We start from the raw sequence: 12,094 nt of genomic DNA, 5'->3' as shown, positions 1-12,094 counted from the left end.
CGTAGGTCGCCCCTCGCGGCGGCGTTGGGCCGAGTGAGCGCCCACGATTGCGGTCCGGAGCGTTCGCTCCGGACTGCCCCGTTGTCCTCCTCGTCTTCGCCTTCGGCGACTCCTTCGGATTCCCTCGGGCGCATCGAGGTTGCTCACTCGGCCCAACGCCGCCGCGAGGGGCTACGGGGTTTGAGAAATGTCGCGCTGCTGGGCCGAGGGACAGGGAAGGGAGTGCGTTGCCCGCCAGGGCCGGCCGCGCGGGCGGCCGGACCTGGCATACGTGGTTGTGGGTGTCGGGGCGGTGTGCGCTGCGCGTTTGCGCGGACGGCGCGCAATGGCAGCGATGACAGCGCGCGCAGTGCGTCGTGATGAGAGATTGGGGCGACGCAGAGGGGTCACATCCTCCTGTAGGTGGCGAGGTAGTCGGTCAGTGGCGGGGTGCGGCCGCGCCATCAAGCGCGGCGCGCAAAAAAAAGCCGCCCCAGTCGGGGCGGCTTTTTTTTGCGGCGGGATTACTTGCCGGCGTTGGTCATGCTGCCGGGCACGACCCATTCGGCGAATTGGGCTTCGGTGACGTAGCCCAGGGCCAGGGCCGATTCCTTCAGCGACAGGCCTTCCTTGTGCGCCTTCTTGGCGATCTGGGCGGCCTTGTCGTAGCCGATGTGGGGGTTCAGGGCGGTGACCAGCATCAGCGAGCGGTCGACCAGTTCGGCGATGCGTTCGCGGTTGGGTTGGATACCGGCGGCGCAGTGCTTGTCGAAGCTGGCCATGCCGTCGGTCAGGAGGCGCACGGACTGCAGGAAGTTGTGGATCACCAGGGGCTTGTAGACGTTCAGCTCGAAGTTGCCGCTGGCGCCGCCGATGTTGATGGCGACGTCGTTGCCCATGACCTGGGCGGCCAGCATGGTGATGGCTTCGCACTGGGTCGGGTTGACCTTGCCCGGCATGATGGAGCTGCCGGGTTCGTTTTCGGGGATGCTGATTTCTCCCAGGCCGGAGCGCGGGCCGCTGGACAGCCAGCGCACGTCGTTGGCGATCTTCATGAGGCCGGCGGCGAGCGACTTGAGGGCGCCGTGGGCGAACAGCAGGGCTTCGTGCGAGGCCAGGGCCTGGAACTTGTTGGGCGCGGAGACGAAGGCGGTTTCGGTGGCGTGGGCCAGTTCGGCCGAGACCTTGGCGGAAAACTGCGGGTGCGCGTTCAGGCCGGTGCCGACGGCGGTGCCGCCGATGGCCAACTGGTGCAGGCCCGGCAGCGTGGCGCGGATCTGCTGTTCGGCCAGGTCGAGCTGGGCGACGTAGCCGGACAGTTCCTGGCCCAGCGTCAGCGGGGTGGCGTCCTGCAGGTGGGTGCGGCCGATCTTGACGATGTCGTAGAACTCGGCGCTCTTGGCGGCGAAGGTGGCGCGCAGGGTCTTCAGCGCCGGCAGCAGGTGGTGCTCGACCTGGACGGCGGCGGCCACGTGCATGGCGGTGGGGAAGGTATCGTTGGACGACTGGCCGCGGTTGACGTGGTCGTTGGGGTGCACCTTGCGTTCTTCGCCGCGCACGCCGCCCAGCAGCTCCGAGGCGCGGTTGGCCAGCACCTCGTTCATGTTCATGTTGCTCTGCGTGCCCGAGCCGGTCTGCCACACGGACAGCGGGAATTCGTTGGGCCACTTGCCCGCGATGACTTCATCGGCGGCGCGGATGATGCCGTCGGCGATCTTGGGATCGAGTTCGCCCAGGTCGGCGTTGACCTTGGCGGCCGCGCGCTTCAGGCGCGCCATCGCAATGACCAGCGGCTCGGGCATCTTTTCGGTGGAGATCGCGAAAAAATGCAGCGAACGCTGCGTCTGCGCGCCCCAGAGATGATCCTCGGGGACCTCGATGGGGCCAAAAGTGTCTTTTTCGATGCGGGTCTTCATGGCGCTTACTGCTCCGTGGCGGCGTCCGTCACGGCCGGCGGAACCCGCCTGGCCGGACGTATTTGAGAATAGCAATCACTTATAAGATTAGCAGAAACCCGAATTCCTATAATTGCGTTCGAACCGTGTTCCCATCCTGACCTTTTACCACTCGCCCCGCGACCCGCGCCATGTCCGCTCCCCTTCGCAGCCTGACCCTGCACCTGCCCGACGAAGCCGCCACCGAGGCGCTGGCGCGACAGCTCGCCCCGCTTGTCTCCGGCCGCGAAACCGGGCTGGCAGGCGCATGTATCCATCTTCAGGGAGACCTGGGGGCAGGAAAAACGGCCTTCTCCAGGGCATTGTTGCGGGAATGCGGCATCACAGGCCGAATCAAGAGTCCCAGCTACGCGCTGCTTGAATCCTATAAAGTTTCTAACTTATACTTCTATCACCTTGATTTTTATAGATTTAGTGATTCGCGCGAATGGCTGGACGCCGGATTCCGGGATTTGCTGCGTGAGGATGCGGTCGTTTTGATTGAATGGCCGGAACGGGCCGAGGGCCTTTTGCCCCCTCCCGACCTGCAGATTTCCCTGTCGTACGCCGGCCAAGGACGCGATGTCACGCTGACCGCGCACACCGCTCGAGGACAAACATGGTTGAACGCGATTGTCCCCCCGCCCGACACGGCGCCCTCCCTGCGGCAGGCGCCACCCGACGTCGCCTGATCAGCGTCGCCGCCACCCTGCTCGTCCTGCCGGTGGTGCCGCGGCTGGCGCAGGCCGCCACCATCCTGGCCGTGCGCACCTGGCCGGCCGACGAATACACCCGCGTCACGCTGGAGCTGGACAGCGAGCTCAAGGCTGAACAGTTCACTCTGGAAAATCCCCACCGCCTGGTGGTCGATATCGAGGGACTGACCCTGAGCGCAGCGCTCAACGACCTGGTGTCCAAGGTCCGCCCCGACGATCCCTATATCCAGAGCCTGCGCGTGGCGCAGAACCGGCCCAACGTGGTGCGGCTGGTGTTCGACCTGAAGCAGGCCGTGGCGCCCCAGGTTTTCACGCTCAAGCCGGTGGCGGACTACCAGTACCGCCTGGTGCTCGACCTGTATCCCAAGATCGCGCAGGACCCGCTGGTCGCCATCCTGAACAAGAGCGGTCCCGACGCCGACGATCCACTGGCGCGCATCCTCGAGGACATCCAGCGCAATCCGGCCACCCGCGCCGACCCGCCCGAACCGCCCCGCGTGCGCGGCCAGCAGCCGGCCGCGCCGCTGCCGGTGCCGAAGTCGCCGCCCGCCTCTGCCGGCCGTGGCAAGCAACGCATGCTGACCATCGCGCTGGATCCCGGCCACGGCGGCGAGGACCCGGGCGCCATCGGCGGCAGCGGCCTGCGCGAGAAAGACGTGGTGCTGCGCATCGCCCGGCGCCTGAAGGCGCTGATCGACGCCCAGCCCTACATGCGCGCCTACCTCACGCGCGACGACGACTTCTTCGTGCCGCTGCACGTGCGCGTACAGAAGGCGCGCCGGGTGCACGCCGACTTGTTCGTGTCGATCCACGCCGACGCCTGGATCAAGCCCTCGGCCAACGGTTCCTCGGTGTTCGCGCTGTCGCAGCGCGGCGCCAGCAGCGCCCAGGCGCGCTGGATGGCCGACAAGGAAAACGCGGCCGACCTGATCGGCGGCGTCAACCTGGGCAGCCATGACCGCCAGGTGGCCAAGGTGCTGCTGGACCTGTCCACCACCGCACAGATCAATGACTCGCTCAAGGTCGGCAACGCCTTCCTGGACGAGATCAAGAAGATCAACCGGTTGCACAAGAACAGCGTCGAGCAGGCTGGCTTCGCCGTGTTGAAGGCGCCGGACATCCCGTCGGTGCTGGTCGAAACCGCCTTCATCAGCAACCCGCAGGAAGAGGCGCTGCTCAAGACCACGGCGCACCAGGAGAAACTGGCGCAGGCCATGTTGACGGGCATCCAGCGCTACTTCACCGCCAACCCGCCGCTGGCGCGGCTCGGCGACGTCAGCTAAGACCATGCCGGATACGAATTGGGCCATGCCTGCGCATGGCCCTTTTCTTTTGCGGCGCGCCGTCGTTGCCTTCGGACGATCTGGCTGCGGCTTGAATACGGTGCGGCTATCAAAAGCGTCGGGTTACACCATCCTATATGCCGGCAAGTACGAGACTTGTCGCCGGAGTTTCAGACGGATCCATACAGATACCGGAAAGCGACCCCGGTAGATTAGCGGCCATCTTTTGGAAAGACCCATGGCCGTCCGCCTGCTATCCGCTCCGCCTTGCGTTCCAGCGCAATCCTGTATTCATCATGCAGGGATTCTGGAACATGAAACGCACGAAAATATCGCTGGCGGCAGCCCTCCTGTTGTCCACAAGCTCTTATGGCCAGACCGTCCCGAACGAGGCCACGCCCGGCGAGGCCAGGCACGACGCTCGTGATGGGCTGAAGATTTTTTCGCCGATCACTGTTAGCGCAACCATCAGGCCGGAAGATGTCACCACGCAATCCATTTCCGCCGATGAGCTGAAAAGGACGGGTGGCAACAACTTTGGCACCATCATGCGCTACCAACCGCTGATCAGCGCATCGGGCGTGAACAGCGGGTCCCGCAACGGCAAATCGGGTTTTGACCGTGGCGGTTACAGCAGCTACAACATTCGCGGCCTGGACGGCAACCGGGTGGCGCTGGATGTCAATGGCATCCCCTTGCCGGACGCCACCGGGCGCAGTTACGCGGTCTCCAGCGGTGAAGACACTTTTGGCATTGGCCGCGATTACATCGATCCCTATCTGTACGGCCAGGTGAACATCGCTTCCGGATCGCGCCAGAACACGGTCAAGAACGTGGTCGGCGGCTCTGTGTCATTCGTCAGCAAATCACCGGACGCCTATCTCACGGACGGTAAACGCAGCTACCTGGAATACACCGGCGAGTTCGACTCCTCCGATCATGGCTGGCACAACGGCGTGACCACCGCGTTCGGCAATGACAGCGCCAGGGCATTGTTCGCCTACAGCCGACGTGATGGCAGGCAGACGCGGAACAACAGCGGCTATCTGGATACTTATCCGATGCGCTGGCATTCCGATGCCGCGCTGATCAACGGCGTGATCGACACCGGCGGCAGCGGCCGGATCATAGGCACGCTGGATTTCTACCGTAAATCCAGCAGGGAGAGCGCGCCCATGTACAAAAAACTGAACAGCCGCGCTCCCCAGGAAAGCGTTGTCGGCGCAAGCAGGCAACGGAATTCCACGCAACGCGATTCGATCAGCCTGGCGCACGTTTTCACGCCGCGAAACAACGCGCTGATGGATACGATGGAAAGCAAGGTCTTCTATCAGCAAACGCGCGTTGGCGATGACACCGTTTCAGCGCAGGACATCGTCACTTCATCCAGGTCGTGGTCGACCGGAATGGAGACGGAGAACCCCTTGGAGAATGTTTCGACTTTCTCCAACATGAACACCAAGACTTATGGCCTGCAAAGCGAAATCACCAAGGACTATGGCGCGCAGGCATTGAATTACGGCGTGAATTTCTCGATAACGGATTTTTCCCGGCCGTTTGACCAAGTCGGCGCGGACTATCCCACCTTGCAGCCACAGGGCAACAACAGAACCTATGACACGAATGTATGGCTGAGCGACACCATCACCATCGGCGCGTTTTCGGTGATGCCGGGACTGAAATACTCGCGGCACAAAATCAACCCGCAGGGCTTTGAGGCCCCGTCCGACGACAACGCGCTGGGCGCATTGACGCTGGCGGAAATCAACGAGATACATGGCAAGACGTTTACGGACGGGAAGCTATTGCCTTCGTTGACCGTCATGTATGCGTTCAAACAGGGGTTCAATACCTACCTGCAGTACAAACGCGGAGTCTCCTACCCCACCAGCAGCCAGATAGCGGGAATCTGGCTGCACCCCAGGATTGGGCGCGCCTCGCCCGCCATGGTGGGCAATTCCGACCTCAAGTCCGAAACCAGCAACCAGTTTGAATTAGGGGTGGTTGGCAAGGCAGCCCGTGGCCTTACGGTGCGCGGCAATGTCTTCTACAACAGCTACGACAATTTCATCTATAACCGGAAATACGCGTTGAGGGACTACCAGACAGGCGCGCCGAAACCGGGCGTGCAAAGCCTGCTGGCCAGGCTTCCGGCCTCGATCTCCAGCCTCACCATCGCGGAGAACCGGGACAAGGCATACATCTATGGCGCCGAGGTCGTCACCCGGATCGATTATGGCGCGCTGTTCGGCGCCGCCCACGGATTGAGCAGCACTTTTGCCGTGGGATACAACCAGGGCAAATCGAAATCATCGTATTCGGGTGATGGCTGGGTGGAGCTGGACAGCGTGTTGCCTGTCAAGGCCATTGCATCATTGGCCTGGGATGACCCCCAAAACCGCTACGGCGCGAGCCTTACCGCCACCTTCGTCAAGGGCAAGCAAGCCGTCGATCCTGTCCGCCAGAATTTCCCGAACAATGGCAGCCTCTCATTCGAGGAATATTCCGAAAAATACGAAAAGAACTACCTGCGCGTACCCGGATACAGCATTTTCGATCTGACGGCCTACTACAACGTGAAGAAACACCTGACAGTGGCGATGGGAGTCTACAACCTCACCAACCGCAGATACTGGGAATACGCCAGCAATAGAAAAATGACGACGACCTCGGAGCAGGATCTGCGTGATATCGCCTTGGGCACCGCGCCTGGCAGGACCTACCAGCTAAGCGTCACCGCGATGTTCTGATTCCGTCGCTTTTCCATTTCCGGGGTGGCCAGGCTCGGTTTGCCGCGGTCAGCCGCCCCGGCGCGCGCGCAGCAGCTTGAACAGGGCCGCGCCGACCACCGGCACGATGGCCGCGGCCAGGCCGATCAGGACGATGGTGTTCAGGTGCTCTTTCACCAGCGGGATATTGCCGAAGAAATAGCCCGCCGCCACCAGGCTGACCACCCACAGCAGTGCGCCCAGCACATTGAAAAGCTGGAAGCGCGACAACGGCATGTCGGCCACGCCGGCCACGAACGGCGCGAACGTGCGCACCACCGGAATGAAGCGCGACATGACGATGGTCTTGCCGCCATGCTTCTCATAGAAAGCGTGCGTGCGCATCAGGGCGCCGCGATCCAGGAAGCGCAGATTCATCGAGAACACGCGCGGCCCGATGTAGCGGCCGATGGCGTAGTTCACGCTGTTGCCGGTGATGGCGGCCACGATCAGCAGCGCCCCCAGCAACACCGGATCGAGGCTGCCCGTGGCGCCGAAGGCGCCAGCGATGAACAGCAGCGAATCGCCCGGCAGGAACGGCAGCACCACCAATCCGGTCTCCGCGAAAACGATCAGGAACAGCACCAGATAGACCCACACGCCATACTGCTGGACCCAGACCCCGAGAGTCTGGTCGATGTGGAGCACCATTTGGAAAAATTCAAGCATCAATACGTCCCTGAAGGCGGAAGGGGAATCAGGCCACGACTATAGCCCACCGTATCCAGAGGCTAAAATCCTCCCTATGGCTACACCGGAACCCCCCATGACAGAACGCCGCTCCATTCTTGCGCTGCCCGATCTGCTGATCAGCCAGATTGCCGCGGGCGAAGTGATCGAGAGACCCGCCTCGGTGCTCAAGGAAATCCTCGAGAACGCCATCGACGCCGGCGCCCGCGCGATCGAGGTGCGCCTGGAGGGCGGCGGCATCCGCCGCATTGCCGTGACCGACGATGGCGGCGGCATTCCACCGGATGAGCTGCCGCTGGCGCTGGCGCGCCACGCCACCAGCAAGATCCGCAACCTCCACGAACTGGAATCGGTCGCGTCCATGGGGTTCCGCGGCGAGGCGCTGGCCTCGATTGCCTCGGTGGCGCAGGTCTCCATTATTTCGCGCACGCGCGATGGCGAGCATGCCTGGCAGATCCAGGCCGGCAGCATGCAGGTCACCCCCGCCTCGGGCCCGCCGGGCACCACCGTGGACGTGCGCCAGTTGTTCGACGCGGTGCCGGCGCGGCGCAAGTTCCTGCGCTCGGAAGCCACCGAATTCGGCCACTGCGTCGACGCCATGGAGCGCATCGCGCTGGCCCATCCGCAGATCGCCTTCCGCCTGTTCCACCACGACCGCGCGCAGCGCCAGTGGCTGCCGGCCGAACCGCCGCAGCGCATCCGCGACGTGCTGGGCGCGGAATTCGCCGAACACGGCCTGCTGCTGTCGCACAGCGTCGGCACGGTCAGCCTGGCAGGCATGATCACCCGCCCCACCGCGGCCCGCGCCCGCGCCGACCGGCAGTACCTGTACGTCAACGGCCGCTACGTGCGCGACCGCACCGTCAGCCACGCGCTGCGCGCCGCCTACGCCGACGTGCTGCATGGCGACCGCCAGCCGGCCTACGTGCTGTTCCTGGACATCGACCCGGCCGCGGTCGACGTCAACGTGCATCCGGCCAAGCACGAGGTGCGCTTTCGCGACAGTGGCGCGGTGCACCGCTTCGTCAACCACGCGGTCAGCCAGACGCTGGCGCAGACGGGCGGATCGTCGGCGGTGGCGCCGGCCGCGGCGCCGCGCGATGACGATGACGGATTCGAGACCGTGGCGCCATCAGCGCCCACGGCGCCCGGCGGCTTGCCCGCCTCCGCGCCGGCCGACACGCCTCGCCCCGGCTATACCGCCGCCAGCCCGGGCGCCGCGCCCGCCTACGGCCTGCGTCCTTCGCCGACGCCGCAGCGCCCGCATACGCAGGTGCCGTTCCGGCTGCACGCCGAGCCGGCCGGGATTCCCGCCGCCGACTGGCAATCGCTGTATCGCCCGCTGACCGAAGACACCGCCGCGCGCGTCGAACCGCTGCGCGACGTAGCGGCGCTGGCGCCGCAGGCCGCCCCCGCGCCGACGCTGCCGGCCGACGAGGAACACCCGCTCGGCATGGCGCTGGGCCAGTTGCACGGTATCTACATCCTGGCGCAGAACCGCCGCGGCATGGTGCTGGTGGACATGCACGCGGCCCATGAGCGCGTGGTCTACGAACAGCTCAAGCAGGCGCTGGACGCGCGCAGCCTGCCGCGCCAGGACCTGCTGGTGCCGGTGGTGTTCCACGCCCAGGAAAAGGATGTGGCGGTGGTCGAGGAATTCGAGGAACAGCTCGAAGACCTCGGCTTCCAGATGCGGCCGTCCGGCCCCACGTCGATCGCCGTGCGCTCGGTGCCCGCCATCCTGGCGCGCGGCGACATCGAGACGCTGGCCCGCGCCGTGCTGCGCGACCTGGCCGGCGTGGGGGTGTCGCGCCTGTTGACCGAACAGCGCAACGAACTGCTCTCGACCATGGCCTGCCATGGCTCGGTGCGCGCCAACCGCAAGCTCACGATCGAAGAGATGAACGGCCTGCTGCGGCAGATGGAGGCCACCGAGCGCGCCGACCAGTGCAACCACGGCCGGCCGACCTGGGTGCAGTGGTCGGTGTCCGACCTGGACAAGCTGTTCCTGCGCGGGCAATAGGCCTTGTCCGTGTCCGCCCCTCCCCTCGTCATCTGCCTGGCCGGCCCCACCGCGGCCGGCAAGAGCGCCTCCACCCTGGCGCTGGCCGAACGCTGGCCGCTGGAAATCGTCAACGTCGATTCGGCCACCATCTACCGCGGCATGGACATCGGCACCGCCAAGCCCTCGCCGACCGAACAAGCGCAGGTGCCCCAGCACCTGCTGGATATCCGGGATCCGGCGCAGTCGTATTCTGCGGCCGAATTCCGCGCCGACGCGCTGCGCCTGATCGACGCGATCCGCGCGCGCGGCCGCATTCCGCTTCTGGCCGGCGGCACCATGATGTACTACAAGGCGCTGCGCGACGGCCTGGACGACCTGCCGCAGGCCGATCCGGCCTTGCGCGCCGAGCTGGAAGCGCGCGCCGCCCGCGACGGCTGGCCGGCGCTGCACGCCGAGCTGGCGCGGCTGGATCCCGTCACCGCCGCGCGCCTGGCGCCCAACGACAGCCAGCGGATCCAGCGCGCGCTGGAAATCTGCCGGTTGTCGGGCCAACCCATGTCGGCGCTGCTCGGCCGCCAGCGCGCCGCCGTCGGCGACGACCACCGCTACCTGACCATCAGCCTGGAACCCTCGGCGCGCGCCGCGCTGCACGCGCGCATCGAAAAACGCTTCGACGCGATGCTGGCCAGCGGCCTGTTGGAAGAAGTGCGCGGCCTGCATGCACGCGCCGACCTGCACCCGGGCCTGCCGTCGGTGCGCTGCGTCGGCTACCGCCAGATGTGGGCCCATCTCGACGGCGAGATCAGCCTGGAGGAAGCCCGCGAACAGGGCATCGCCGCCACCCGCCAGTTGGCCAAGCGCCAGATCACCTGGCTGCGCGCCCAGCCCGAGCGCGTGATCGTCGACTGCCTGGCGGCCGATGCGGTGGCGCGGACCATCGACGCGGTGGCCACGGCGCTGGACGATGCATTCTGACGCAAGAGGCTGCCCGCCTTCGCGCCTGACCTTTTCGCCGTAGCCGGCCCCTGCGGCAGCGCCTGACCACGGGATATCGAACGGATGGAAATCAACGAAGCGAACCAGTCTTTTGCCGCCGGGCTGCGCAGGCAGAACGAGGCCTTGATCGGCGAAATCCAGCGGTTGCTCGGCGAACGCCCGTTCACGCTGGACCAGGGCGTTTCCAGGGAGACCGTGGACGCCATCCACTTCGAGTACGACTGGGAGTCGTTCGCTCCCGTCGCGATTCCCTTGAACACGCGTTCCGGCTACTGTGGCCGGGGCCTGCGGTTGGCATTGCAGTACCCGTTGATTCCGCCCGATGTCGACGCCGCGTTGACCGAAGCCATGGACAACGAGGACGACGATTTCGGCGATGAACTGCGCGAAATAATGACGGAGACCTACCTCGCCTGGTTCCAGGCGGCCTGGCGCGACGCGCGGGACGCCAACCGGGAGGTGCGTGGCTTTCTGTCCGTTCACGACACCATCTGGCGCACGGACCTGGATACGGGAGAAGCATTCCGCGAGGACGCGGGCCGGGTCAAGTTCTTCTAGCCGGACTGCGAAAGAAAAACCCGCCACCAGGGCGGGTTGTTCATTGCAAGGCCAGCCGGCTCAGACCACCACGGTCTGCGGCATGCCTTCGGTCTGCGCGACGATCTCGCCCAGCTTGCTGACGGTTTCGCCCTGCTCGCGCAGCGTGGCGGCGATCGCGTCGGCCTGGGCCGGATCCACCACCAGCACCATGCCGATGCCGCAGTTGAAGACGCGGTACATCTCGGTGTCCTCGACGCCGCCCTGCTCCTGCAGCCACTGGAACAGCTTGGGCATTTCCCAACTGTCGCGCCGCAGGCGGGCCGACAGGCCGTCCTGCAGGATGCGCGGCACGTTGTCGAGCAGGCCGCCGCCGGTGATGTGGGCCAGGCCCTTGATGGCGGCGCCGTGCTTGGCCAGCGCGGCCAGCACCTGCTTGACGTAGATGCGGGTCGGGGCCATGACCACGTCGACCAGCGGCTGGCCGTGGAAGTCGTCGTCGGGCTTGGCGCCGGCGCGCTCCAGGATCTTGCGCAGCAGCGAATAGCCGTTCGAGTGCGCGCCGCTGGACGCCAGGCCCAGCACCACGTCGCCGACCTTGATCGACTTGCCGTCGATGATGGCCGACTTCTCGACCGCGCCCACCGCGAACCCAGCCAGGTCGTATTCGCCGTCGGGGTACATGCCCGGCATTTCGGCGGTTTCGCCGCCGATCAGGGCGCAGCCCGACAGTTCGCAGCCCTTGGCGATGCCGCCCACCACCGACGCCGCCGTGTCCACCGAAAGCTTGCCGCAACCGAAGTAATCCAGGAAGAACAGCGGCTCGGCGCCCTGCACCAGGATGTCGTTGACGCTCATCGCCACCAGGTCGATGCCGACAGTGTCGTGGCGGTTCCAGTCGAACGCCAGGCGCAGCTTGGTGCCGACGCCGTCGGTGCCGGAAACGAGCACAGGCTCCTTGTAGTGCTTGGGCACTTCGAACAGGCCGCCAAAGCCGCCGATACCGGCCAGCACCCCGGGACGCATGGTGCGCGCCGCAAGCGGTTTGATACGGTCGACCAGGGCGTCGCCCGCGTCGATGTCGACACCGGCGTCACGGTAGGTCAGGGGAGCTTTGGGTTGATTCGTCATGAGAAATGCCGTGGGATATGTAACAATTGCTGGGAATTGGGGTGGAACGCCCTGC

General features: G+C 65.4%; 9 protein-coding genes. 6 read left to right on the top strand and 3 right to left on the bottom strand.

The window, feature by feature from the left end; genetic code table 11:
• Nucleotides 1-503: 503 nt before the first annotated feature.
• The gene (gene fumC, locus HV783_RS00660; protein WP_054501831.1) at nucleotides 504-1,895 is read right to left on the bottom strand and encodes a class II fumarate hydratase; all 1,392 of its coding nucleotides are present in this window, start codon (nucleotides 1,893-1,895) and stop codon (nucleotides 504-506) included.
• 170 nt (nucleotides 1,896-2,065) lie between these two features.
• Here fumC and tsaE point away from each other — a divergent pair, with 170 nt between their 5' ends.
• The 3 genes from tsaE (at nucleotide 2,066) to HV783_RS00645 (ending at nucleotide 6,662) form a co-directional block, all read left to right on the top strand.
• On the top strand, nucleotides 2,066-2,605 hold the full coding sequence (tsaE, locus tag HV783_RS00655) for a tRNA (adenosine(37)-N6)-threonylcarbamoyltransferase complex ATPase subunit type 1 TsaE (RefSeq protein WP_081273397.1): 540 nt from the start codon (nucleotides 2,066-2,068) through the stop codon (nucleotides 2,603-2,605).
• Nucleotides 2,533-3,912: an N-acetylmuramoyl-L-alanine amidase gene (locus tag HV783_RS00650; RefSeq protein ID WP_054501832.1), complete on the top strand. Its 1,380-nt coding sequence runs from the start codon at nucleotides 2,533-2,535 to the stop codon at nucleotides 3,910-3,912. The genes tsaE and HV783_RS00650 overlap by 73 nt, the downstream gene beginning before the upstream one ends.
• Before the next feature lie 314 nt (nucleotides 3,913-4,226).
• The gene (locus tag HV783_RS00645) at nucleotides 4,227-6,662 is read left to right on the top strand and encodes a TonB-dependent receptor domain-containing protein (protein ID WP_254603815.1); all 2,436 of its coding nucleotides are present in this window, start codon (nucleotides 4,227-4,229) and stop codon (nucleotides 6,660-6,662) included.
• 48 nt (nucleotides 6,663-6,710) lie between these two features.
• Here the strand turns inward: HV783_RS00645 and HV783_RS00640 are convergent, their stop codons facing one another.
• Entirely contained in the window at nucleotides 6,711-7,349 is a 639-nt protein-coding gene (locus tag HV783_RS00640; RefSeq protein WP_006388894.1) for a VTT domain-containing protein, read from the bottom strand.
• Nucleotides 7,350-7,446: 97 nt separating this feature from the next.
• Here HV783_RS00640 and mutL point away from each other — a divergent pair, with 97 nt between their 5' ends.
• From mutL to HV783_RS00625, 3 genes are all read left to right on the top strand, one after another.
• Nucleotides 7,447-9,393 (top strand): DNA mismatch repair endonuclease MutL, encoded by a 1,947-nt coding sequence (gene mutL, locus HV783_RS00635; protein WP_175188498.1) that lies wholly within the window; start codon nucleotides 7,447-7,449, stop codon nucleotides 9,391-9,393.
• Nucleotides 9,394-9,396: 3 nt separating this feature from the next.
• Nucleotides 9,397-10,350 carry a tRNA (adenosine(37)-N6)-dimethylallyltransferase MiaA gene (miaA, locus tag HV783_RS00630; protein ID WP_175188496.1) on the top strand — a complete coding sequence of 318 codons (954 nt, stop codon included), beginning with the start codon at nucleotides 9,397-9,399 and terminating at the stop codon, nucleotides 10,348-10,350.
• 84 nt (nucleotides 10,351-10,434) lie between these two features.
• Complete coding sequence (locus tag HV783_RS00625; protein WP_116792992.1) at nucleotides 10,435-10,929, top strand: hypothetical protein; 495 nt, start codon at nucleotides 10,435-10,437, stop codon at nucleotides 10,927-10,929.
• 60 nt (nucleotides 10,930-10,989) lie between these two features.
• Here HV783_RS00625 and purM read toward each other — a convergent pair whose 3' ends face one another.
• Nucleotides 10,990-12,039, bottom strand: coding sequence for a phosphoribosylformylglycinamidine cyclo-ligase (gene purM / locus HV783_RS00620; RefSeq protein WP_054501837.1), 1,050 nt, complete (start codon nucleotides 12,037-12,039; stop codon nucleotides 10,990-10,992).
• Nucleotides 12,040-12,094: the final 55 nt, after the last annotated feature.

Source organism: Achromobacter dolens (genome assembly GCF_902859745.1).
Lineage (GTDB): Bacteria > Pseudomonadota > Gammaproteobacteria > Burkholderiales > Burkholderiaceae_B > Achromobacter > Achromobacter dolens.
Note: the sequence above shows the minus strand (reverse complement) of the source record. Positions and strands in the feature narration are given on the sequence as shown.

Excerpts from the sequence above, each read along its gene's own strand:
- fumC (WP_054501831.1), bottom strand. The coding sequence starts at position 1,895 with ATGAAGACCCGCATCGAAAAAGACACTTTTGGCCCCATCGAGGTCCCC.
- tsaE (WP_081273397.1), top strand. The coding sequence starts at position 2,066 with ATGTCCGCTCCCCTTCGCAGCCTGACCCTGCACCTGCCCGACGAAGCC.
- HV783_RS00650 (WP_054501832.1), top strand. The coding sequence starts at position 2,533 with ATGGTTGAACGCGATTGTCCCCCCGCCCGACACGGCGCCCTCCCTGCG.
- HV783_RS00645 (WP_254603815.1), top strand. The coding sequence starts at position 4,227 with ATGAAACGCACGAAAATATCGCTGGCGGCAGCCCTCCTGTTGTCCACA.
- HV783_RS00640 (WP_006388894.1), bottom strand. The coding sequence starts at position 7,349 with ATGCTTGAATTTTTCCAAATGGTGCTCCACATCGACCAGACTCTCGGG.
- mutL (WP_175188498.1), top strand. The coding sequence starts at position 7,447 with ATGACAGAACGCCGCTCCATTCTTGCGCTGCCCGATCTGCTGATCAGC.
- HV783_RS00625 (WP_116792992.1), top strand. The coding sequence starts at position 10,435 with ATGGAAATCAACGAAGCGAACCAGTCTTTTGCCGCCGGGCTGCGCAGG.
- purM (WP_054501837.1), bottom strand. The coding sequence starts at position 12,039 with ATGACGAATCAACCCAAAGCTCCCCTGACCTACCGTGACGCCGGTGTC.